This window comes from Rheinheimera muenzenbergensis (assembly GCF_036984005.1).
Taxonomy (GTDB): domain Bacteria; phylum Pseudomonadota; class Gammaproteobacteria; order Enterobacterales; family Alteromonadaceae; genus Alishewanella; species Alishewanella muenzenbergensis.
On record NZ_JALAAR010000021.1, the window covers coordinates 29,088 to 53,701 of the forward strand.

General features: G+C 52.7%; 17 protein-coding genes and 1 pseudogene. 11 read left to right on the plus strand and 7 right to left on the minus strand.

Annotation, left to right across the window (positions count from 1 at the left end):
• Positions 1–39 precede the first annotated feature (39 nt).
• The 5 genes from MN202_RS18340 (at position 40) to MN202_RS18360 (ending at position 7,926) form a co-directional block, all read left to right on the plus strand.
• The gene (locus MN202_RS18340) at positions 40–3,000 is read left to right on the plus strand and encodes a TonB-dependent receptor (RefSeq protein WP_335737597.1); all 2,961 of its coding nucleotides are present in this window, start codon (positions 40–42) and stop codon (positions 2,998–3,000) included.
• A 63-nt stretch (positions 3,001–3,063) separates the two neighbouring features.
• Positions 3,064–4,668 carry a tryptophan halogenase family protein gene (locus tag MN202_RS18345; protein WP_335737598.1) on the plus strand — a complete coding sequence of 535 codons (1,605 nt, stop codon included), beginning with the start codon at positions 3,064–3,066 and terminating at the stop codon, positions 4,666–4,668.
• 10 nt (positions 4,669–4,678) lie between these two features.
• A complete protein-coding gene (locus MN202_RS18350) occupies positions 4,679–5,386 on the plus strand; it encodes a SapC family protein (RefSeq protein ID WP_335737599.1) in 708 nt (235 codons plus the stop codon).
• Between the two features lies 1 nt (position 5,387).
• Positions 5,388–6,386 carry a cupin-like domain-containing protein gene (locus tag MN202_RS18355; protein ID WP_335737600.1) on the plus strand — a complete coding sequence of 333 codons (999 nt, stop codon included), beginning with the start codon at positions 5,388–5,390 and terminating at the stop codon, positions 6,384–6,386.
• Between the two features lie 49 nt (positions 6,387–6,435).
• Positions 6,436–7,926 (plus strand): tryptophan halogenase family protein, encoded by a 1,491-nt coding sequence (locus tag MN202_RS18360; RefSeq protein WP_335737601.1) that lies wholly within the window; start codon positions 6,436–6,438, stop codon positions 7,924–7,926.
• A gap of 158 nt (positions 7,927–8,084) precedes the next feature.
• On the opposite strand, the gene MN202_RS18365 is transcribed toward MN202_RS18360, so the two are convergent.
• The 4 genes from MN202_RS18365 to MN202_RS18380 form a co-directional block, all read right to left on the minus strand.
• Complete coding sequence (locus MN202_RS18365; RefSeq protein ID WP_335737602.1) at positions 8,085–8,477, minus strand: hypothetical protein; 393 nt, start codon at positions 8,475–8,477, stop codon at positions 8,085–8,087.
• Between the two features lie 2 nt (positions 8,478–8,479).
• Positions 8,480–9,484, minus strand: coding sequence for a DNA/RNA non-specific endonuclease (locus MN202_RS18370; RefSeq protein WP_335737603.1), 1,005 nt, complete (start codon positions 9,482–9,484; stop codon positions 8,480–8,482).
• Positions 9,485–9,628: 144 nt separating this feature from the next.
• Positions 9,629–12,151 carry a glycoside hydrolase family 3 protein gene (locus tag MN202_RS18375; protein ID WP_335737604.1) on the minus strand — a complete coding sequence of 841 codons (2,523 nt, stop codon included), beginning with the start codon at positions 12,149–12,151 and terminating at the stop codon, positions 9,629–9,631.
• Positions 12,148–13,470 (minus strand): sugar MFS transporter, encoded by a 1,323-nt coding sequence (locus tag MN202_RS18380; protein WP_335737605.1) that lies wholly within the window; start codon positions 13,468–13,470, stop codon positions 12,148–12,150. Before MN202_RS18380 ends, MN202_RS18375 begins: the two co-directional genes overlap by 4 nt.
• Before the next feature lie 95 nt (positions 13,471–13,565).
• On the opposite strand from MN202_RS18380, the gene MN202_RS18385 reads away from it, so the two are divergent.
• From MN202_RS18385 to MN202_RS18405, 5 genes and pseudogenes are all read left to right on the plus strand, one after another.
• The gene (locus tag MN202_RS18385) at positions 13,566–14,957 is read left to right on the plus strand and encodes a GH1 family beta-glucosidase (RefSeq protein WP_335737606.1); all 1,392 of its coding nucleotides are present in this window, start codon (positions 13,566–13,568) and stop codon (positions 14,955–14,957) included.
• A 24-nt stretch (positions 14,958–14,981) separates the two neighbouring features.
• Positions 14,982–16,337, plus strand: coding sequence for a glycoside-pentoside-hexuronide (GPH):cation symporter (locus MN202_RS18390; protein ID WP_335737607.1), 1,356 nt, complete (start codon positions 14,982–14,984; stop codon positions 16,335–16,337).
• A gap of 96 nt (positions 16,338–16,433) precedes the next feature.
• Positions 16,434–17,383: pseudogene (locus MN202_RS18395) on the plus strand (LacI family DNA-binding transcriptional regulator).
• Positions 17,384–17,487: 104 nt separating this feature from the next.
• Positions 17,488–18,948 (plus strand): coniferyl aldehyde dehydrogenase, encoded by a 1,461-nt coding sequence (locus MN202_RS18400; RefSeq protein ID WP_335737608.1) that lies wholly within the window; start codon positions 17,488–17,490, stop codon positions 18,946–18,948.
• 2 nt (positions 18,949–18,950) lie between these two features.
• A complete protein-coding gene (locus tag MN202_RS18405) occupies positions 18,951–19,655 on the plus strand; it encodes a TetR/AcrR family transcriptional regulator (protein WP_335737609.1) in 705 nt (234 codons plus the stop codon).
• Here the strand turns inward: MN202_RS18405 and MN202_RS18410 are convergent.
• Both MN202_RS18410 and MN202_RS18415 read right to left on the minus strand, forming a co-directional pair.
• On the minus strand, positions 19,592–19,933 hold the full coding sequence (locus tag MN202_RS18410) for a DUF418 domain-containing protein (RefSeq protein ID WP_335737610.1): 342 nt from the start codon (positions 19,931–19,933) through the stop codon (positions 19,592–19,594). The two genes, MN202_RS18405 and MN202_RS18410, sit on opposite strands and share 64 nt — an antisense overlap.
• Before the next feature lie 99 nt (positions 19,934–20,032).
• Complete coding sequence (locus tag MN202_RS18415; protein WP_335737611.1) at positions 20,033–22,090, minus strand: winged helix-turn-helix domain-containing protein; 2,058 nt, start codon at positions 22,088–22,090, stop codon at positions 20,033–20,035.
• Between the two features lie 106 nt (positions 22,091–22,196).
• Here MN202_RS18415 and MN202_RS18420 point away from each other — a divergent pair, with 106 nt between their 5' ends.
• The gene (locus tag MN202_RS18420) at positions 22,197–24,005 is read left to right on the plus strand and encodes an alpha/beta fold hydrolase (protein WP_335737612.1); all 1,809 of its coding nucleotides are present in this window, start codon (positions 22,197–22,199) and stop codon (positions 24,003–24,005) included.
• 40 nt (positions 24,006–24,045) lie between these two features.
• Here the strand turns inward: MN202_RS18420 and MN202_RS18425 are convergent, their stop codons facing one another.
• Positions 24,046–24,555 (minus strand): DUF3617 domain-containing protein, encoded by a 510-nt coding sequence (locus MN202_RS18425; protein WP_335737613.1) that lies wholly within the window; start codon positions 24,553–24,555, stop codon positions 24,046–24,048.
• Positions 24,556–24,614: the final 59 nt, after the last annotated feature.

Consider the following 24,614-nt stretch of genomic DNA (forward strand, 5'->3'; position numbering starts at 1 on the left):
ATACAACAATAACAAGTTAAGTAAACACGGGAGAACGGTATGAAGCAAACACGTTTCAAACTATCGCGCTTAGCGTTCAGTTTGTCACTGATCACAGGTGCCGGCATGCTGGCGCCTGCCTATGCTCAAGATGCGATAACAGACAGCAGCAATGAAGAGATAGAAATTATTCAGGTGTCAGGTATCCGCGGCAGTTTAGTTAAGTCGATGGATGTGAAACGTAGTTCAACTGGTGTGGTGGATGCGATTTCTGCCGAAGATATTGGTAAATTTCCCGATACTAACCTGGCAGAATCATTACAACGCATTACCGGCGTAGCCATTGATCGCTCAAACGGTGAAGGTAGTCGGGTGACAGTGCGGGGCTTTGGTCCGGAATTTAACCTGGTTATGCTTAACGGCCGGCAAATGCCCGCCTCGTCATTAGAAGCCACGACTGCATCCTCATCACGCTCCTTTGACTTTGCTAACCTGGCATCAGAGGGTGTTGCCGGCGTTGAAGTGTATAAAACCGGCCGCGCCAGCATTGCCACCGGTGGTATGGGGTCAACCATAAACATTCTGACCACTAAGCCATTAAATGCGCCTGGCATGAAAGCGACCTTTGGCGTTAAAGGTGTAATGGATCAGTCAACTGACGAAGGCGCAGATATCACGCCTGAGTTATCTGGTTTATATAGCAACACCTTTAACGACGACAAATTTGGTGTGGCCATCAGCGGCTCCTATCAACAGCGTGATAGCGGTAACAAACAAGCCAATACCGGCGGCTGGCGTACCTTCCCGGGTCATATCAATGGCTACGACTGGGATGGCGGCAATGCTGACTGGGGTGGTTTGATCCCTGATGGTGACAACGCCCATCAAAATTACCCTGCTGCAGACTCGGTTTACTCAGTACCGCAAAGTTTAGGTTTTGCTTTTCATGAAGTAGAACGTACCCGCACTAATGGCCAGTTAGTACTGCAATACCGCCCGGTTGAGGCTATAACCACCACGCTGGACTACACCTATTCGAAAAACGAAGTAACAGACCGTTATAACGACGTGTCGGCCTGGTTTAACTTTGGCCCGTCAACGGGTGTATGGAGCGACGGCCCGGTAGCAGCGCCAATTGTCTACTCAGAAGCCTTTGCCGCACCAGGCGATTTAGCCATGGGCGCTGGCCAGTTCTCTACCATGAACGAGAATAAATCACTGGGCTTAAACGTTAAATGGCAAGTTAACGACAACCTGAAACTGGAGCTGGATTACCACGATTCTTCAGCGGTTTCTCGCCCCGACAGCCCGTTTGGCAGCAACAATACTATCGGTACTGCCACCTTTGTACGTTCGGTAACGACAGCGCGGTTTGACAGCGATTTGCCGACTTTAGCCGTGGCTTATCCGGATGGCTTTACCGGTATTAAAGGTGAAGATGTGCGTATAACGGGTAGTTCATTCCGTAATAGTCAAATGCGCAGCGACATTGAGCAAGTACAAATTCGCGGTAACTATGTGTTTGATAAGGGCTTGTTAACCAGCATCGATTTCGGTGTGGCAAGTTCAGAAACCAAAAACCGCTCGGCCTTTTCTAACGTGCAACAGGATAACTGGGGCGGTTTAGGCGCTGCCGGCGATATAGATCCGTCGGTATTTCAGCTTGACCAATTGGCGGATAATTTTGATGCCTCCACCAGCAGTGACATGCTAAAAGAGTTTTTCCGCTGGGATTTCAATACCATTCGTCAAATTGCTAACGATAAATACGGTGCCTTAGGTGCAGTAGGTGATTGCGGTACCTCGTTCTGTGCCTCATCTAACATGACCACTGATCGGCGCACGACCGAAGAGCAAACCTCTGCTTATCTGCAGTTCAACTTTGCCGGCGACATTGCTGACCGTCCGTATGGCTTAACCGCCGGTGTCCGTTATGAGAAAACAGATGTTAACTCCAGCGCTTTGGTACCGGTATACAACGGTATCGCCTGGGCCGGTGACAACGAATTTAACCTGATTAGCACCGGTGAAAGTGACTTCACTGAACTAACCGGCGGTTACACCAATGTGTTGCCAAACATCGACTTCAATATTGAAGTGGTGGATGACGTTGTGCTGCGTGCTTCGGTAAGTAAAACCATTGCCCGGCCCAGCTATGCTGACATTCAGGGCGGACAAACGCTTAACTCACTGGTGCGGATTGACGGCGGCACCGGTTCCCGCGGCAACCCTGACTTAGACCCGTTTGAATCAACCAACCTCGACTTGTCAGTAGAGTGGTACTACGGCGAAGGCAGCTATATGGCCGCAGGTTACTTCCGGAAAAAAGCGAAGAACTTTATCGGCCGGACTACCGTTGAAGAGCAAACATTCAACTTAGCCCACCCGGCACAAGGCCAGCGTTATGCCGAGGCGCTTGCTGCTGTGGGTAACAACACCACGGCTATACGTGATTACATCAAAGCAAACTACCCGGAAACCATTGATGCTAACGGCTTTATCCTCGGTGTAGCTGGCGATACACCAGCAACCTTTGATATCACTATTCCGGTTAACCAGGACGACGCCAAGTTAGACGGTTGGGAGTTTGCGCTGCAGCACTTAATCGGTGAGACCGGCTTTGGTGTCATTGCCAACGCCACCCTGGTCGACGGCGACTTTAACTACGACAACTTCAGTTTGGGTGAGCAATTTGCTTTACTTGGCATGAGCGACACTTACAACCTGGTCGGTTTCTACGATAAAGATGGTATCCAGGCGCGTATCGCCTATAACTGGCGTGATAAGTTCCTGTCAGCAACGGTGAATGGCCAGGGCTTACAAAACCCGGTTTACGTAGAAGCTTACGGACAATGGGATGCCAGTGCCAGCTACGATGTCACTGAAAAGCTCACCTTCTTTATTGAAGCCATTAACCTGACCAACGAGTCGATGCGCTCACACGAGCGTAATTCACTGCAACTGGTGAACTATACTGAAACAGGTCGTCGTTTTAACATCGGTGCGCGTTACACGTTCTAAGATGTTGTTGCCCTGAACAAGTAGCCATCGCAAGATGGCTACTTTTTACAAGAAGTGGTCATAATGCAAGCAACCGATTCGCCCGCAACGGATACCCTGTCAAGTACTGCAAACCGCCCCTCCTCTGCCGCCGGCGCGGTAAATATTGTGGTGCTGGGTGGTGGTAGTGCAGGCTGGCTTACGGCGGCGTTATTGGCGGCTGATCATCAAGCAGACCCTTTGGTTACTATCAGCCTGATTGAATCTGCGTCACTGCCTGCCATCGGCGTTGGCGAAGGAACCTGGCCATCAATGCGCGCCACCTTAGCGCGGATTGGCATTTCTGAAACCGAATTCATACTAAGCTGCGATGCCAGCTTTAAGCAAGGCAGTGTGTTCCGGCAATGGCGCACTGCTTCAGCGCAGGATTGCTATTACCATCCGTTTACTGCACCGGTGGCGGCGAATGAACTGGACATCGCCGAGCATTGGTTTGGCTATCAGGAGCACGTTGAGTTTGCCGCAGCGGTATCCAGCCAACCGGCAGTCATTGCCGCAGGCTTAGCGCCTAAACGCATATCGACCCCCGAATACGCCTTCTTACAAAACTACGGTTATCATCTGGATGCCGCTAAGTTTGTTGATTTACTAAGCCAGCATGCCAAACGGCTTGGTGTGCAGCACATTGTCGATGATGTCGTCGCAGTACAGAGTCATGCAGATGGCCGTATAGCGGCGCTGCAGACGGCACAACATGGTAACCTCAGCGGCGATTTATTTGTCGATTGCTCGGGCTTGCCGGGCTTGCTCATCGGCCAGCATTATCAAACACCACTGCTCAGTGTGCAGCACTGTTTACTTAACGACAGCGCTTTAGCGGTGCAGGTGGCTTATGACAATCAGCACACGCCAATAGCATCGGCAACGCTGGCCACTGCCCAGACACAAGGCTGGGTCTGGGATATCGGTTTACCCAGCCGGCGTGGTATCGGTTTTGTACACCACAGCGGCCATACCAATGAACAGCAGGCGCGGGCGACTCTGGCGCAATATCTGCAGTTAACCGAGCAGCAGTTTAATGCCCGCTACCAAGCCAGACTAATCCGCTTTACACCGGGCTACCGGCAACAGTTTTGGCGCCACAATTGCGTGGCGGTGGGTATGGCAGCCGGCTTTATTGAGCCCTTAGAAGCCTCCGCCCTGGTGATGGTTGAATTGTCGGCGAAGTTTATCAGCGAGCAATTACCGCGTAACCCGGCACAGCTGGCCATAGTCGCAGAGCGCTTTAATCAAACATTCCGTTATCGCTGGCAGCAAATTGTTGAATTTTTAAAATTGCATTACGTATTGTCGAACCGGCATGACAGCGATTACTGGCTGGCCCAGCGTGCTGAAAGCTCGATACCGTCGTCACTGCAGGAAAAACTAATGATGTGGCACCAATTTGTGCCAAGCCGCTATGATTTACCGCAGGCAGAAGAATTGTTTCCGGCCGCCAGTTACCAGTATATTTTATATGGCATGCGGCACTTACCTGCCAGCCGCCCACCGCTAAAAGCAGGTTCAGGTTTACGCGCACAACAGGCGTTTACCGAAGTACAACAGAAAACTCAGCAGCTCAGAGCGGGCCTGGTCAGTAATCGCGAATTATTAAACCAGATCAAAGCTCACGGCTTACAAAAAATTTAAAGGGGAGCAGATGGCTACTATCGAATTACTCAACAACGCCGACCATCTTGGCGTAAAGATCCGCACCGAACGTAGCCCACAGCTGGGTGATAACCAAATGTTTTGTTTGAGTTTTCCGGCTGAGTTTCGCGCGGCCCAAGCCTATTACCCCATCTTGTTTTACAAAGACGGCAACAGCGGCCAGTTTATGCCAGTACTATTACTGGGCTTTCAAACAGGTGAAAACCTGTTTGTACAGCAGCAGGGCTGGCAGGCCGGCTATGTCCCGCTGGATATTAGTCGTGAGCCGTTTACCATTGGTCTGCAAAACGGTGAGCGCGTGATCCACATTGATATGGCGCACCCAAAAGTCAGCAGCAGCACGGGTGAAGCCTTGTTTTTGCCATTCGGTGGTCACAGTCCCTATTTACAGCAAGTCGCCGGGCAACTGGAAACGCTGCACCATGGCATTACCGATGCTAAACAGTTCAGCCAGCAACTGCTGACACTGGAGCTGATTGAATCTTTTGTGCTGGATGTCACGTTAAACAACGGGCAACAGCACAGCCTGCATGGCTTTTATACCATTAACGAGCCACGCTTAGCCCAGCTCAGTGCCGGGCAGCTGGCGCAATTGCAACAGGCGGGCTATTTAGAAGCCATTTACATGATGCTGGCCTCGCAATCGCAGTTTGCGCGTCTGATAGGTTTTAAAAATCAATTGTTGGCTGTCAGCTAAGATGTGGCCTGCCGCACAACCGGTCGCAACCCTGGCTGGCATGACTGCCGATAGCATCAGTTATGCACAGCTCAACAGCACGCAGCCGCTGCATTTACCGGGCTTTGCGCCGCACTGGCCGGCAGTTTGCGCGGCTAAACAGGGTGAGCCGGCCATTACCGACTACCTGCTTAGCCACTACAGCGGCGAGCCGCTTACAGCCTTTGTCAGTGATGCCCAAAGTGCTGGCCGGGTATTTTACAATGCTGATTTCAGCAGTTTTAACTTTAAGCCACTGCAAGCCAGACTTGAACAATTGTTAGCGGCGCCTGCCGGTGCAGCACACTGGTATATCGGCGCCAGCTTTGTACCGCGCTGGTTTCCGCACTGGTTACAACAGCAACAGGTACCCGCCTTAGCGCAGCAGGCCAAAGATGCCTTGGTTAGCTTGTGGATTGGCAACCAAAGCCGGGTGGCGGCTCACGCCGACCTGCCGCAAAATTTGGCAGTGGTGATTGCCGGGCGCCGGCGCTTTACCTTATTTCCGCCAGATCAGTTGGCCAATTTGTACATAGGCCCACTGGATGCCTCACCTGCTGGCCGGGCGATCAGCCTGGTAGACTTTGCCAAGCCTGATTTAGTCCAATTTCCTAAATTCGCGCAAGCAATGCGGCATGCGCAAGTGGTAGAACTGGCACCGGGTGACGCGCTGATTATTCCCAGCATGTGGTGGCATCATGTTGAGGCGCTTAGCCCGCTTAATGTGCTGATGAATTTTTGGTGGCGCGATAGCCCGGCTTACGCGCCCAGCCCAGAGCAGGCGTTAAAGTTAGCCATGCTGAGCATTAATGCCTTGCCGCCTGAGCAAAAAGCCGCCTGGCGAGCCCATTTTGAGCATTACGTGTTTGGCGACGGTAATGCCGGACACATTCCGCAGCATCTGCGTGGTTTGCAAGGCCCCCTGACTGAGACTGAGGCCCGGCAAGTCCGCGCCGAACTGCTGAATAAACTTAACCGATGACTCAATTGAAAACGCAATTGATATCGCAATCGATAACAACGAGGCCTGTATGCAGTCGCAAGCAATCAAGCGTGTGGTAATTGCCGGTGGTGGTACCGCCGGCTGGATGGCAGCCGCAGCTATCAGCAAATTAATGGGTAAACATTTACAGCTTTGTTTAATCGAGAGTGATGAAATCGCCACCGTCGGCGTCGGCGAAGCAACCATTCCGCCGTTACTCACCCTGCATAAGCTACTGGGCATTAACGAAGCTGAATTTATGGCAGCTACCCAGGCCACCTTTAAATTAGGTATTCAATTTGAAAACTGGCGCGAGCAGGGCCATGACTACATTCACTCCTTTGGCACCACCGGCCAGGATTGCTGGGCGGCCGGTTTTCAGCATTTTTGGCTGAAAGGCCAGCAACTGGGACTGGCCACTGACTACGGTGATTATTGCCCGGAGCTATTGGCAACAAAGGCAGGCAAGTTTGCCCATTTACCGAACCAGCCGTTAAATTACGCCTTTCACTTTGATGCTGGTTTGTATGCCAAGTTCTTGCGCGCTATGGCAGAACAACATGGCGCAACGCGAATTGAGGGCAAAATAGCCAGTGTCGAAACCTGTGAGCTAAGCGGCGATATCACAGCGTTGCAAATGGCCAATGGTGAGCGTATCGCCGGCGACATATTTATTGATTGCACCGGCTTTCGCGCCCTGTTAATTGAGCAAACGCTGCACACCGGTTTTGATGACTGGAGCCACTGGTTACCTTGCGATTCGGCAATTGCGGTACAAAGCCGCGCCACACGCGAGCCGGTACCCTACACCCGTTCCATCGCCCACGGTGCCGGCTGGCAATGGCAAATACCCCTGCAACACCGGGTGGGTAATGGCTTGGTATATTGCAGTAAGTATTGTTCAGATGAACAGGCTAAAGCGCTGCTGCTGGCCAATATCAGTGGCGACTTACTGACCGAGCCGCGCTTAATTAAATTCCGCACCGGCATGCGCCGTAAACACTGGAACAAAAACTGTATCGCACTGGGTTTAGCCAGTGGTTTTATTGAACCACTGGAGTCGACCAGTATTCACCTGATCCAGCGCAGTATTGTACGCCTGCTGCAAATGTTTCCACTCAAAGGCATTAGCCAGGCTGACATAGACGAGTTTAATCAGCAAACTGAACACGAAGTGCTGAATATCCGTGATTTTATTATTCTGCACTATCAGGTTACCGCCAGACGTGACAGCGCATTTTGGCGCCATTGCCAAAGTATGCCAATACCTGAGTCACTGGCGCATCGTATTCGCTTGTTTAAGCAAACCGGCCGGGTATTTAAGGTGCCGAACGAGTTATTTGGTGAGAACTCCTGGACCCAGGTGATGCTGGGTCAGGGCATTATGCCAGAGCAACATCACCCTATAGTCGAGCTGATGAGCGAGCAGGAGCTAAGCCATTTCCTTAGCCAAATTAAGCAACAGAATCAGCGACTGGTAGCGCAATTACCCAGTCATCAGGCCTTCTTGCAAAGTTACTGCCCGGCGACGACTAAGTAATAGCCGTAAGCAACTTATCAGACTTGGCCAGGCTAAAGCGTTTAGCGGTAGGGCAGTGCTGCTTATCTCTTCAGCCAGCAAGCCGAATAATTCAGCGTAAGCCGCCAGTGCGGCTTTGGCCGCACCGGGGCTAAGATGTTTCATTAGGACAGGTATTATCAGTCAAAAGCGGGGCGCAGTTGCTCGCGCATAGCGCGGTAGTTGGACGGGCCCATATTCCAGCGTTTGGGGTTATCAAATTCAAAGTCGATATGAATTTTACCGGCCGAGTTCATTTGAATCAGTAGCTGCACAAACTTATGGCCACAGGCTTCGAATATAGCTTCGCGGAATTCAAGAATTTTGTTGTCTAATGCCATAAGGTCATCCTCGATGCCAGCTGCCGCCGGGATTATTTCATCATCAACATAGAGAAAACCTGAATTCGCCATATGACCTTCAGTGATATCAAATACAAAAGCTAACGCTTTCCAAGCTGGCTCTTCAATGACGTCGTCACAACGCATAACTAACTCGCCTATTTCTCGAATATACTTTGGATTAACATTCATCTCTAACCTCTATAGTCTTGCATATCGCTACGAGCGATACGCTCAAATGCTTCGCCACGCTTATTGTCGAAGCTATGTCGTCGTCTGAAAACTCTTTTTCCTGTCTTCGGATCGTAAACATTGTAATTCGCAACAATATTATCCGGCCTATCTGAACCTGGCGGGTCTAATCGGACGCTAAGCTTTACTTCATAACCCTCTTTAGTCCAGTCTTCCCACTCATTCTCCATCGACTTATAAGCGCCGCGGTTTAAGTTAGCATCTTGCGGGAACAGGTTCTTTAAACCCTGATCGCTCATAAAGCGGTGGCCGATAATATGGCCACCATCATCAGAGCTTAAACGGGCATCGCCACCTACGGTGCGTTGATGTTGTTTTTCCTGTGACGTACGGGCTTCGCTGTAACTGCTGCTCAACGTCGCTGTAACGGATACCGGTCGCCCCTGCTCATCTATTACCCACACGGCTTCATTATCGCCAAAACGCTCGGTTACGCTTTGCGTTGCAGCAACGGTATTCGCTGGCGTATCGGTATTGCTGTGCGCTGCTGTTGTGGCGTTGCCGCTATCTGCGGTTGTAACACCGCCACCGGGTTTAAGCGCTTTTTTGCGGGCGGGTGCAGGGGCTGCTTTGCTGGCTGCTGGTGCTAAGCCACCTTCGCCTATGCTATTACCTTCTGGTGGTTTGCCCCAGCCATCGGTGAGTTGCCATACCCACAGTTCCTGGTTGGCAAACATTTGAATTAAGGTGTCACGCAGCTGAAAATCAGAATAGATGGAGAGGTCATATTCCCACGGCCGGGCGTAACGGTAAATATCAAGCCAAATGTTGCGCAGGTTCCAGTGTGGTTCTAAGTCGTGTAGAAAGTAGCTGCCATAAATGACGTCTTTTACCGCCCGGATATGACTATCACCTAATTCTGTATAAGCAAACAGGCAATTGCTGCACAGATAGGTTTTACCCCATTTGTCTTCCAGAACTATGCCATCATATTGCTGGTTATGCATCCTGCACCTTGTCCCAATAAATCATGATAATTTAATGTGAATTTGATGGCGCATCTTCCATATTTGTGAAGTAAATGTCAATTATCATATGCGGCCAATTGACATTGCCGGGCTGACAACAGCCAGCCCGTTTATTGTCTTATGTTAACCAGCTGAACAACGGATTGTCGCCTGCTCTGCAGTGCGCGGGATCAGGCGCACATCACTAAAACTTAACTGCATCGGCGTCTTTGTTGCCAGCGACATAGGCGTAAATACCCGGCCAAAATCCACTCCGGCAAAACAACCCAAGTCAACGCTCAAAGCATGCCATTTGCCAGCAGCTAGTTGACGCAGTTGCGGCGCAATGTTCACTTGTGCCGCGCATTCTGCAGCACAATCGATCCCCAGCAGCACCAGCTCTGGTATTTCGCCGCTGTGTTGCAACGTAATTTGCAGGCTGCTATGCGTTTCCTGATAGGTACGTAAATCAGCCGGAAAGGCGCTGCTTAAGCTAACTTTAGCCTCACCACTAAAGGATAAACGGCGGGCGTCCTCCTGTACGTTGTTATCAAAGGTGCGCACGGCAATATTACCCAGCTGCGCTACGCTGCTGTCCATGTTCTGGCTTTGGCCATCACTGTGCAGCACCAGCTGATACGGCGGTTTAACGGCGCGCTCAAACAACACTAAGTCTGCCAGACTATTATCCAGCGCAACCTGCTCATTCAGTTTGTTGCTCAGTGTGCTTTGCTCACCATAGCGCAGGCCAAAGCCATAGGGCAGCAGCGGCTGATAATCGTTATCGCCCACATTCGCCTGCTGTTGTGGTGTCGCTGGCCAGCTAAAAGATAATTTACCGCGAAAATCGACATTCACACTGCCATCTGCTTTGGCCATGATGACATCGGCAACACCAACGCCTTCACTGCCTGGCAGCCACACCGCGACAAAGGCATCAGAGGCATTAAGCTCCGGGTTAACCCATAACGGCCGGCCACTGATAAACAGTGACACCACCTTAATGCCATCGGCTTTAAGTTTATGCAGCAGCGCTAAAGCGGTTTTATTGCCGCGCTGGAATTCCAGGTTATCCAGATCGCCATTACCCTCGGCATAGGGCTGCTCACCGAACACTACAACCGCGACATCCGGTTTATGTTGATAGCTGCCGTCGGTACTTAATTCCAACTGGCCGCCTGCGGCATCTACCGCTTGCTTAATACCGGCGTAAATTGAGCTGCCGCCGGGGAAATCGCTGTTGCTGTTACCCGTGCCCTGCCAGCTGATACTCCAGCCGCCGGATTGCATACCGATATTATCCGCACCTTCGCCGGTGATCAGGATGCGCTGTGTCGGTACAAGCGGCAGCAGTTTGTCATTATTTTTCAGCAGCACCAGCGATTGCTGCACCGCATCATGGGCTACCGCTCTGTGCTCTGCCGAGCCTATCAGTTCGGTTTTGCCAGACAAGGGCCGTTTAGCCGGGCTGGGTTTATCAAACAAACCAGCGCGTAACTTCACCCGTAAAATACGCCGTACCGCATCATCAATGCGGCTAAGCGGTAGTTCACCGCTTTCGGCCTGAGCAATCAGATTGTGATACAGTGGTTTCCAGGCCGGTGTCGGCACCATGTACATGTCCAACCCGGCCAGCGCCGCCTGCGCGCAATTATCGTTAGTACAGCCTGGGATCTGGCCATGACCGTTCCAGTCACCCACCACAAAGCCGTCAAAACCCATGCGGTCTTTTAATACCTCAGTCAGCAGATACTTATCGCCATGTATTTTGCTGCCATGCCAGCTGTTAAAAGAGGCCATCACCGTTTGCGCACCAGCCTGCAAGCCACCAACATAGCCCTGAGCATGAATGTCAAACAGTTGCTGCTCAGTAGCAATATTGTCGCCCTGATCATCGCCTGCAACAGTACCGCCATCGCCGATAAAGTGCTTAACAGTGCTAATGACCCGCTCACTGCCAAGAAAATCTGCATCCGGCGCGCCCTGTAAGCCTTTAACAATGGCAGCAGCGTAATCATGCACCACGGCTGGGTTTTCTGAGTAACTCTCATAAGTACGGCCCCAGCGGTCGTCGCGTGCCACGGCTACCGTGGGAGCAAACACCCAGTCAATACCGGTTACCATCACTTCACGCGCCGTTACCCGGGCAATTTGCTCAATCAGCGCCGGGTTATGTGCCGCACCCAGGCCAATATTGTGCGGAAATAACGTCGCACCAATCACATTGTTATGGCCGTGTACCGCATCAGTACCCCAGATGGCCGGAATACTGCTGCCATCCAGGCTGGCGTCAACCGACGCCTGATACATGGCTTCGGCCAGCGCAATCCAGTCTTGCGGCGTGGCATGCTTATTATCATTGGGGAAAGCGCCGCCACCGTTTAAAAACGAACCAAAGCCGTACTGGCGCATATCTTCAACGCTGATATCGCGAATTTCCGGTTGCATCATCTGGGCAATTTTTTGCCCCAGCGTCATCTTTGCCATCATGTCGCTAATGCGTTGCTCCAGCTCTGGTTGCTGTGACACCGGTAACTGCAACACCGGCCAGTGTTGTGCGGCTTTGTCTGCTGGCCCGGTGTCCTTCGGCTGAGGGCTGTTATCGTTACAACCGCTAAGCACCAAGGCAGCACAGAGCAGTGGCAACGTCCTGGTTTGCAACGTCATAGTGCCTCCGGCTTAGTGTTAACGGTCGGCTTAGTGTTAACGGTCGGCTTAGTGTTAACGGTTGGCTTGCTGCCAATGGCACCATAAAAAGCGATATACAGATAACACAGAAGCGGCACAATAAAGCTGATTTGCAAACCCAGCGTATCGGCCAGAATGCCCTGCAGCACCGGCACCAGCGCCCCGCCGACAATGGCCGCGCACAAAATGCCACTGCCATTACTGGTGTAGCGGCCAAGGCCGTTTAGCGCCAGACTGAAAATAGTCGGAAACATAATAGAGTTACACAAACCGACCAGCAGCAGGGCCCACATCGCCAGGCTGCCACTGCTGGCAATGGCCAAAACCAATAGCGCCACTGTCAGTACTGCATTAAAGGCTAACACCTTACCGGCGGCGATTTTCTGCATCACTAAGGCACCAATAAAACGGCCCAGCATAGCACCGCCCCAGTAATAACTCAGGTAGCGTCCGGCTTCTACTTCTGTCATACCCGCAACCTCAGGTTGCTGCATAAAGTTAACCAGATAGCTGCCTATCGACACTTCAGCGCCAACATAAACAAAAATACCCACAGCGCCCAACACCAGGTGGCGGTATTGCCAGATAGACAGAGTTGCCGGTTGTGCTGCAGTCTCAGCTGCCTGTTGGTGCATCTTGGGTAGTTTTAACCAGGCAAAAATGACCGCCATCAACAGCAGCACGCCCGCCAGCAACAGGTAAGGCAGTTGCACCGACTGCGCTTCCTGCAGCTTGTATTCAGCACTGCCAACAGCGGCAGTAGCGGCACCAAAAATCAGTAAGGCACCAAATTGCGGCGCTAACGTCGTACCCAGTGAGTTAAACGCCTGGGTCATAGTAAGACGGCTGGAAGCAGTGTCCGGCCGGCCTAAAACGGTAACATAGGGGTTAGCCGCGACCTGCAAAATGGTAATACCTGAGGCCAGTACAAACAGCGCGGCAAGAAACAGCGGATACGTTTGCAACGCCGCCGCCGGATAAAACAGCACACAACCTGCCGCTGCCACCAATATGCCGACAACGATACCTTGCTGATAGCCGAGGCGGCGCACCATAGCGCCAGCCGGCACCGAGACAATAAAATAGGCACCAAAAAAGCAAAACTGCACCAGCGAGGCCTGAAAATACGTCAAATCGAACACGTTTTTCAGATGCGGGATCAGGATGTCGTTCAGACAAGTAATAAAACCCCAGATAAAAAACAAAAAGGTCAGGCTGGTTAAAGCAAAGCGGTAATTGTCTGAACTACCTGAGCCCGCTTGCGGCGTGGTGTCGGACAGCGTAGGTGTAACGGCCATGGTATCCCCCCGGATGTTTTAGGTTTTAATTGACGCGCGCTTTTTCGCCGTCTAGTATGATGTAAGCGCTTTCATTTATAGCATATATCCGGCTGATGGCAACGACTTTGTTGTCTGTCAGCCGCAAACTGGCACAGTGGAACCCTAAAAAAACGATGAAGATTACCTTAGCGAATAACTCAGCCCTGTTGCAGCCAAACTTTGTATTTGGTGTAGCCACGGCCGCCTTTCAGATTGAAGGCGCCGCCGACAGCCGCGAGCCCTGTATCTGGGATACTTTTTGTGCCGAGCCGGGGCGGATTAAAGATGGCTCTGACGGCCTGGTGGCCTGCGATCATCTGAACCGCTGGCGCGAAGATGTCGAGCTTATCGCCTCGCTGGGGGTGGATGCCTATCGCCTGTCGCTGGCCTGGGGCCGGATTATCCGCCGTGACGGTAGCGTTAATCAGGCCGGGCTGGATTTTTACCTTAACCTGCTTGATGCGTTAAAGGCAAAAAACATCAAAACCTTTGTTACCCTGTATCACTGGGATTTACCCCAGTATTTGCAGGATAACGGCGGCTGGCTAAATCGCGATACTGCCTATAAGTTTGCCGACTATGCCGATATTGTCAGCCGCGCTTTTGGCGATCGGGTGTATTCGTACGCCACCTTAAACGAGCCGTTTTGCAGTGCCTATTTAAGCTACGAAGCCGGTATTCATGCCCCTGGTGTACAAAACCGGCAATGGGGCCGCCAGGTGGCCCATCATTTGTTGCTGGCGCATGGTTTAGCCATGCAGGTGCTGCAAAAAAATGCACCGCAGGCGCTAAACGGTATAGTGCTGAATTTCAGCCCTTGTTACCCGGCAACCAACAGCGACGCCGATCAGCGCGCCGCCCGGATGGCCGATCAGTATCATAACCACTGGTATATTCAGCCACTGTTTGAAGGCCGCTACCCGGACCTGCTACAACAGCTTCCTGCCGACGAGCAACCCAGCATCGCCGACGGCGACATGGCAATTATTGCCCAGCCACTGGATTATCTGGGCATTAATTACTACACCCGCACTGTGTACCGCGCTAACAGCAAGGGCTGGTTTAGTGACGTGCCACCTAATACTCCGCCTCTTACCGACATGGGCTGGGAGATTTATCCGCAAGGCCTAACCGAAATTCTGCTGCAAATGCACCGGCGCTACCCGCTGCCACCGCTGTATATCACCGAAAACGGCGCAGCAATGCCAGATCAGCTGCAAGATGGCGCTGTACAGGACACGCGACGGCTGGCGTATTTTCAACAGCATTTGCAGGCGACCGAAGATGCCATCAATGCCGGCGTGCGGATAGATGGTTACTTTGCCTGGAGCCTGATGGATAATTTTGAATGGGCCGAAGGTTACGCCAAGCGTTTTGGTATAGTCTATGTCGATTATCAAACGCAGCAACGCACGCTGAAACTCAGCGCGTTAGCACTGCGCGATCTGTTTGCCAACCGGCGCTAAGCCGGCACCAAAAGCGGAGCAGTTATGCTGAGCAGAAAAGAAAAAATAGCCTATGGCCTTGGCGACACCGCCAGCAATATCGTGTTTCAGACGGTAATGCTGTTTCTGACGTTTTTTTACACCGATATTTTTGGCATTTCACCGGCCGTGGTCGGCACTATGTTTTTGCTGGTGCGGGTAATTGATGCGGTCACTGATCCGCTGATGGGTGCTCTGGCCGACAATACCGACAGCCGTCATGGCAAATACCGGCCTTATTTGCTGTGGCTGGCAGTACCTTTTGCTTTTTGCAGTGTACTGGCGTTTACCACGCCGGATTTCTCCGCCAGCGGCAAAGAATGGTACGCCTTTGCCACTTACACCTTACTGATGCTGGCTTATACCGCCATTAATATTCCGTACTCTGCCTTGGGTGGCGTGTTAACCAACGACCCAACAGAGCGGGTGTCGGTACAAAGCTACCGTTTTGTATTTGGTATGCTTGGCGGCTTACTGGTTACCGCCTGCACCCTGCCATTGGTAGAATATTTTGGCCAGGGCGATCAGGCCCGCGGCTATCAGTGGACTATCGCAGCCATGAGTCTGCTCGGGCTGGGGCTGTTTTTGCTTTGCTTTGCCGGCACCCGCGAGCGGGTTAGCGCCCCGGTTGGCCAGCGTCTGACACTGCGCACAGCCACACTGTCGCTGTGGCGCAACGAGCAATGGCGCATCTTATGCGTAGCGGCCTTATTGCTGTTAACCGGCATGGTACTGCGCAATACGCTGGCCATTTACTACGTAAAATACTATCTGCTGCGTGACGATCTGGTGACCTACTTCGTAACTCTGGGCATGATCGGCAATATTGCTGGCGTGGCACTGGCGCAGTGGTTATCGACAAAAGTGGATAAAGTAAAAGCCTATATCGGCCTGCAGCTAATATCAGCGTTGATTTGTGCTTTGGGCTTTTTTATCAGCGCCGAGCAGCTGTTGCTGGCTTTTGTGCTGCATTTTCTCTGGAGTTTCTTCCTGCAAATGGCTACGCCGCTGTTATGGGCGAAGATGGCCGACACCGTCGACTATGGCCACTTTAAAACCGGCCTGCGTATTCCGGGCCTGGTGTATTCGTCGGTGGTATTTTTTATTAAGTTAGGGCTGGCCGTTGGCGGTGCACTGGCCGGCTGGCTGCTGGCCTGGTACGGCTATCAGGCCGGCCAGGTACAAACTGCCGACACGCTGCAGGGCTTATTACTCAGCTTTACGCTGTGGCCGGCGCTGTGTTCAGTGCTGGTCGCACTGGTCATGAGCCGCTACCGGCTGGATAACGCCCGGGTACTGCAAATCCATCAGGCATTGCAGTCTGGTTCAGCCACGCCGGCTCATGCTAAAGTAACGGCATAACCGCCACAGTGAACACAGCGCTAAAGGATAGCCATGGCAACAATTTATCAGGTTTCTGAACTGGCCGGTGTGTCACTGGCTACCGTATCCCGGGTGATGAATAACAGCCCGCGGGTCAGTGACACCACCCGCACCAAGGTGTTAGCCGCTATGGAGCAACTGGGTTATCGGCCCAATAGCATAGCGCAGTCCCTGGCGTCGAACCGCTCAAACAGCGTTGGCATACTCGTGTCTGAACTGCATGGTCCCTTTTACGGTGAAATGCTCAGCGGTATTGAGAACGAATGCCGCGCCGCCGGTAAACACGTTATTATTGCCGCCGGCCACAGTGAAGAAGCCAGCGAAATCGACGGTATTGAGTTTTTGATCAGCCGCAGCTGTGACGCGCTGATCCTGCATGTAGAAGCCGTATCGGATGACTACCTGATCAAACTGGCCGAAGGTAAGCTGCCCATAGTGCTGATCAACCGCTATATCCCGCAACTGGCGGCAAACTGCATTTGCCTGAACAATGAGCTTGGTGGCTATCTGGCGACCCGGCAACTATTGCAGCAAGGCCACCGGCCTATATTGCCGGCCCGATGTGGAAAAGCGATGCCAAAGATCGCTACGCCGGTCATTTACGCGCTATGGCAGAATACGGCGTTAAAGTTAACCCGGCACTGTTTGCCGAAGGCGACTTTCAGGACAGCAGCGGCAGCCGTTGTATGCAGCAGTTGCTCGATAGCGGCCTTGCCTTTACCGCACTGGTGTGTGCCAACGACGAAATGGCCGCAGGTGCTATTGAAACAGCGCGGCAGCGCGGGCTGAACTTGCCGCAGCAATTGTCGATCGTCGGCTTTGATAACCTGATATTGGCGCGCTACATTCATCCGAAACTGACCACCATAGATTACCCAATCGGTGAAATGGGCCGGATGGCGGCACGCTGGGTGCTGAAAAATATTTACCAGCAGCAAACCATACGGCTGAAAAACGTGTTTGAACCGGCGCTGATCTGTCGTGAATCCGCCTGCCAGTTTGACGCTGCCAACCAGACTGCTTAACAACGCCGCCTGAACTACAGTCTTAGCTCCTGCTTGTTGACAAAATGACCACTGGTCATTAATCTCAATACAAGAATGACCAATAGTCACTTTTGAGGTGTGTTATGTCTGAGCAACCTGCTGCAAATCCGGCTACCCCCGCCGCACAGCATCCATCTTTTGCCCGTTTTGCACAGGGCCTGGCAATACAGCGCCAGGCTTACCATGCCAACCCGGTGCCAACACTGGCACAGCGGCTGGCCGATCTGGACGCCCTTAAAGCTTTGGTCCGCGATAACGAAGCGGCATTGGTGGCAGCAGTCAATGCCGATTACGGCAGCCGTTGTCGGTTCGAAACCCGTTTTTCTGAAATACTTATGGTGCTGGAAGATATCGCCCGCACCAAAAAACAGCTGAAAAAATGGCTGAAACCGCAGCGACGCCATATTGACCGGCTGTTATTTCCTACCTCAGGCTGCAAAGTGCTGCCGCAGCCATTAGGTGTGGTGGGCGTTATCGTGCCGTGGAACTTCCCAATCATGCTGTCGCTGTCTCCGCTGGTGGCTATCTTTGCCGCCGGTAACAACGCCATGGTAAAAATGTCCGAAAACTCTGAGCAGCTGGCGCAGTTGTTGATCAAATTAGTGCCGCAGTATTTCCCGCCGGCCAAACTGCAGGTATTTGCTGATGACGCCGGCTCGGGCCCGGCCTTTTCGGCACAACCCTTTGATCACCTGTTCTTTACCGGCTCTGCGCAAACCGGTCGGGCAGTAATGGCCAGCGCTGCGCAAAACTTAACCCCGGTTACCCTGGAATTAGGAGGTAAATCACCGGCGGTGGTGGCACCGGACTTTCCGCTTGATAAAGCGGCCGACCGTATTTTGTGGGCCAAAGCCTTTAATGCCGGCCAGATTTGCACCAACGTCGACTACCTGTTTTTACCACAGGGCAGTGAGCAGCAATTCACCGAACTGGCGCTAAAACTGGTAGCACAGCGTTATCCGGATATTAACAGCAATGATTACACCGCCATTATTGACCAGCGCGCCTATCAGCGCTTACAGGCCACACTGGACGATGCAATCGCCAAAGGCGCTACGGCAGTAAACCTGATGCCGGGCCAAATCGCAGATCCGGCTTTACGCAAGTTTCCTCTAACACTGCTATTTAATGTCAGCGACGATATGCTGGTAATGCAGCGGGAAATATTTGGTCCCCTGCTGCCGGTAAAAAGCTATCAGCAAAGCGCTGATGTTATCAGCTACATAAACAGTAAACCGCGACCGTTGGCGTTTTATCCGTTTAGCCACGACAAAGCGCTGCAGCAGCATTATATCAGCCAGATCATGTCTGGCGGCGTCACCGTTAACCATGCCATTTTACATGTTGGCCAGCACGACCTGCCCTTTGGCGGTGTCGGCGACAGCGGAATGGGCCACTACCATGGCTACGAAGGCTTTTTAACCTTTAGTAAGCTTAGGCCGGTGTTTTATCAGGGCGCCTATAACAGCGTCAGCATGCTGCTGCCGCCTTATGGCAAGCTGGCGGAAAAAATGACTGACTGGCTGATTAAGCTAAAAGGCTAAGCATGAAACAAAACGCTATCAGTGCGGCAGCAAAACAACAGCGGCGGGCTGATTTTCTCACCGCTGCGCGGCGTTTGTTTATCCAGCGTCAGACATTGCCGGCAGTGGCCGATATTGCAGCCGACACCGGTTTAGCCAAAGGCACGGTGTACCGCTATTTTCAGACCAAAGAGCAGATATTTCTCGCGCTGTTAAGCGAAGACTTTGCCAGTTTGTTTAGCCAGCTGGAACAGGTAATTGCCGGGCTGCCACAGCCTCTGTCCGAAGCAGCGGCGCCTTTTGCCAAGGGCTATCTGACACTGTTGCAGCAATCAGACAGCCTGCTACCACTAATGGCACTGCTCAATGCGGTGCTGGAACAAAACCTGCCGCAGCAGCAGTTACTGGCCTTTAAACAGCAACTGGCGCGGGCGCTGCAAACGTTAGGCGCACAACTGGCAGTGCACTTTAACGGCCTTACCGCCGACCGCGCCAGCCAGTTACTGCTGCATACTTATGCCCTGACGCTGGGGTTGTACCAAAGCAGCCATTTACCGGCCAGTGTGCAGCTGTTGCTGCAACAGCAAGGCCTGACCCAGTTGCAACGCGATTTTAATACGGAGTTGCTCAGCGCTATAACACAGCTCTGGCTGGGTGCCAGCAGTCAGTTAACCCCAACTGGCTGCACCGGCAGCTGCAACAATAATGTGATCGAGTCAGCGTCGTAGTTCAGCAGTTGCTCAATAATAAACGCTACGCCGCTCTCTTTGGCGGCAGTCGCCTGCGTGGCCAGCCCCCAGCCAAAAATAAAGGCAAACAGCAGATAAAATTTCAACTGTAACAGGCTTTCGCTAAGAAAAACCCCCAGTTGATCGGCCAGGGTTAAGCCCGGCATTAATGCCAGCTCTGGCGGCAAAAGGATAAAAGGCACATTCACTATACAGATCGCCACTAACGCCAGGCTACGGATAGTATCCACTGTGTTGTTGCGCTCAGTTGCAGCCATAACGGCTAATCTCCGGTCATTAAAGAGCGCAGTGTGGCGCAAAAATGCCCGGCAAAAGTGTCCTGCCTTGCTGTTTTGCAACAACAAGGCAGCCGATCGTCATTCTGATTTTAGGCTTAGGTGGTATATATCACCCTGTAACTCTGCATGGCGCACCAGTACGGTATTAGGCTGACGCACACTAAAATGGCGGATAAACCGTGCTGGTTCGGCCTGATGCAGACTGGTGGTTAAACTGGCCAGATCCAGGCTATAAATGCCCTGATCTGGCTGATAGTAATACAACTTGTTGTGATCGATATGCCAGTTTAACCAGTTTATTTTATCAAACTGCGCCAGCAGCAGCGTCTCGTCTGCACCTGTCAGATCTTTGCGCCACAGGCCATCCTGATGATACTTGCTAAAATACAAGCTGCCCTGCCACAGCCGCCCGCTATAGCCGCCCTGCGTAGTCAGTTGTTGTTCAGTATTATGCTTTAAGTCATGCAGCCACAGTTGCCAGTCACCGTCGCGCCAACTGCTGTACAGCAGCTGGTTGGCATGCTGGCCCCAATTTACGACGCCCACCTTATGCCCGGGCGGTAACAGCTGGTTTAATTTACCGGTGGCAACCTCAACGCTATAGGCGGCGTCGTCTTTACTAAACAACAGTTGGCTGTCATCTGCCGACCATTCTAACCGCACAAAGCCGGGCGCGCCGGGTAATTCGGCCAGCAAACGCTCTGCACCGTCGTCCTGTTGCAACCACAATTGATGCCGGCCGGAACGGTTAGTCAGAAATGCCAGCTGGCGGGAGTGATGCGCCAACCGCGGCATAAGATCGGCTCTTGAACTGTTGATACGCAATACCGCCTCGTCGCCAGTGTTGCTATGCCAGATGTCGGTATTGACCTCAGTGCTGCTGAAATACAGCCCGCCAGCGGCGGCAACCAGCGAGTTGACCGGATCGGCAGCCTGATACAACGGCAGCAACTTAGCCGTTGGCAAATGATACTGGTACAGCATGTGGCCGGCACTGATTAGCAGCAGCTGTTCGCTGTACCAGGTTAGCGCTGTCGCCCGCAGCGGCAGTGACTGCGCTGTGCTGATAGCGCCGTTGTCAGGGCTTAGCAATAACAGCTCAGTCGTGTCAGCGGTTAAGTACCGTAACACTGCCAGCTGGCCAGCTGACGCCGCTACAGCAATATCGCCCAGGCCGGAGTAATCGCGTGGCAGCAAGGTTAGCTGGCGCAGTGCCGTACTGGCGATATTCAGCTGATAGATCTGATACGGCTGGGTTTTATCTGCCCGCTGACGAAAATACAAGCTTGTGCCATCCGGCTGCCAGCTTAGCAGCGGTATATTGTCGGCCGGACACTGGTGCAGCAGCCGGCTTGCACTCTGTTCTGGATCTGTCTCTGGCAGCCTGGTTGACTGCAGCATTAAGCGGCAGCCTTCAGCGTCCAATTGCACAAAAGCAAACTGACTGCCGTCCGGACTGATGGCCGCATAAGCACTATGCTGACTGGCCGGTGTCAGCGCATGGTGGCTGCCTTCGCTCAGGTTATTTAGCCAAATCTGCGACCGGCCTTGCCCGGTCTGGCGCTGGTACAACAAATTGCCAGCGGCCCCGTCAATACTAAGCTGGCTTTCTACACCGTTAAAGCTGCTGTGTGGCACCAAGGTGCCGGCGCTAAGGCGTTGCTGTGGCGTCAGACTAATAAACCACAGCAGCACGGCAACCAGCAGCGCCAGCATTGCCCCGTACAACACTGCCTGCCATTTGCGGCCAGGTTGTAGTTGCGCTAACGGCGGTGGCTTGGCTACCGCTGCGGCTACAGTCGTCACAGCGGTAGCGTCCACTAATAAGCGATAGCCCAGCTTGGGCAGGGTTTCGATATAGTCGCGGCTTTGATCCAGGTTGGCAAAAGCTTTACGCAGCATCGACACGGCGCGGTTAATGGCGCTGTCACTGACAATACGACCCTGCCACACCTGGGCAATCAGCGTTTCGCGGCTTACTACCTGGCCCGCTGCCTGCAACAAGCACAGCAACAGTTGATGCTGGCGTGGCTCCAGATACAGCTGCTGAGCGTTACTGCTAAGCTGGCGCTGTTTGGCGTCATAGTGTAGCGGCCCCAGCTGCCACAGGCCTGCAGCGGCTAAAAGTGTTGTCATATAGTGTCCGGTAAGCTTTTCATCACAAAATCATCATGGTCAGGGCCACGGCAAAAGCACAACAACGGCTTAGGCTTAGCCTGCAATCGGTTAACAGGAAACTAATATGAAACAGCCTATAAACACAATAGCCGCAATCATACTGCTGCTGACTCTGGCCGGCTGTCAGTCGTCTGACAGCAAGAATGAACCGCCCAAAGTTGACGACAGCACGCAACAAATTCAGCTCGGCGGACGCAGTTATTTGCTGTCGCTGCCGCAAAATTACCACAGCAGCAACAGTTACAAATTACTGCTGGCATTTCATCCGTCGGGTGGCACGTCGCAGGAAATGCGCTCGCTTAGTCAGTTTGACAAGCTAAGCAGCGACTATATCGTCGCCTATCCCAAATCAGAGCAGGTAGAATGGAATGAAGGCTGCGATTGCAATATTGCCCACCGGCTTGGCGCGGACGACCTGGGCTTTACGCAAAATGTCATTAACGATATCCGCCAGCGGCATAGCATTACCGAAGGCGAAATTTACGCCGCCGGCTTTTCGCAGGGCGGCTTGTTTGTGCAAAACCTGGCCTGCAACCTCAGCGATACCTTTAAAGCAGTAGCGGTGGTGGCCGCTCCGATGTCAATTCAACTAGCGTCCAGTTGCGCGCCGCAGCAGCCGGTGTCAATCATGATGGTGCATGGTACCGCCGATCCGGTGTTGCCATACAACGGCCTGGTGCACAGTAACTTTGGTTTGATCAGCTCGCCGGACGCCATTGCCCTGCTGGCGGAGAAAAACAGCGGTTTACCCTATGCGCTGCAAAAAACGCTCAGCGCCAACGTCAGCCTGAGCAGTTATCACAATGGCAAACAGAAATTTCAGCTGTTCAGCATGAAAGACGGCGGCCATAACTGGCAATACGCCGGTTTTGACAGTAGCCGCGAGATCCTGAAATTTTTTGCCAGCACCGGGCAGCCTGAACTGCCCGAGCACTCGCAGCTGGTCAGCACCGAACGGGGACAGTTTCACGTCCGCGCCATGGGGTTGAATAATCCCGGGCCAGCCGTAGTACTGTTAGCCGGGCCTAACTATAACTACCACAGCGACAGCGCCTGGTTTGCGGCTTTGCAGCCACTACTGGCGCAGCAATACCGGGTATACAGTATTGACCGGCTTGGCAATGCCTACAGCAGCACCAGCGATGACCTGTCGTACCGGCGCTTTGCCGATGATCTGGCGCTGGTGTTACAGCAATTGCAGGAAACGCAGGTTACGCTGGTGGCCTTTGCCAGCAGCAGTATTAGCGCGCGCTGGTTTTATCAGCAATATCAGCAACAGTTTACTATTAACGCCATGCTGTATATCGACCCGGATATCCCATTAGCCCATTCACTAAGCCTGTATCAGGGCTACCCGGCCGACTGGTATCTGGCGAATTTGCCGGCCTTAATACCACACCTCGGTGCCGGTAACTGGACCGCCAGAACGCAGGATAAGCTGAATATCGAATACCAGGAAGTACAGCAGTTGGTTGGCCAAAACAATGTACAACTGGACTGGAGTTACTTTGAGCAAATAATGCAATTACGCTTACTTATTCCGCAGCAGCAGACCAGAGCCAGAGAAATTGCCGCCTATACTGCCGATTTGGACAGCTATGCCAGCTTGCCGATGGTCAGCGGCATACCAGTGAGTGTTATTGACAGTGATTTTGAACAACAGCAAATCGAGCAGGCTGCCAACGAACCTGAACTGGTTGCAGCCTTGCAACAGTGGCAGCAGGAAGGCAGTGCCTGGAGCGCCGAGCAGGCGTCGCTGTCAAACGGCCAGTACATTGCTTTGCCCAATAGCGATCATCTGGTGCCGTTACAGCAGCCGCACAGTGTAAAGCAGGCGCTGGACTGGTTGTTTAACCAGGCACAATTGCCCTGAACCAACAACGCAGCCGGTAAAACAGCCGGCTGCAACCGGCTTACTGGCAAGCCCCAAGCCATTTGCCCTGCTGCTGCATGAGCAGTTGCTGTGGCTTACCCTCTATCTCAGTTTCTACCTGCAGTGTGCCCTGGTACGCTTTCGGGCTTAACAGGCGAAACTCGCCACTACCTTTGCTTTGCGGCTTGGTATCACACTGAAAACTAATGTGATAACCACCGTCTTTTTGCGTTACTTGCTGCTGACAACCGTCTTGTTGCGGCAATTTACCTGCCGCGATATCGGCCGCCGTCAGGCAAACTTCGACACTGCCGTTTTGCAAATTAACCGCCATACCCTGGCTTTTCATCATGGCTTCCATCATTTGCCGTTGCTGTGCCGGCATACTGGCCAGTTGCTGTTGCATTTGCGCCATGGCACGCTCCAGTTCACCATTGCTACTTTGCAGTGTAAAACTGTGTTGCCATTTTCCCGGTTCCATCTGCAGCTGGGGCCCGGCCAGACTGCCGGTACTAACGCTGAGCATAAAAACCATTAGCCCTGTTTTCATTGCATAATCCTGATCAGACGCTGTGCTGCTAACCATAGCTGGCGGGTCGGCTATTTGCC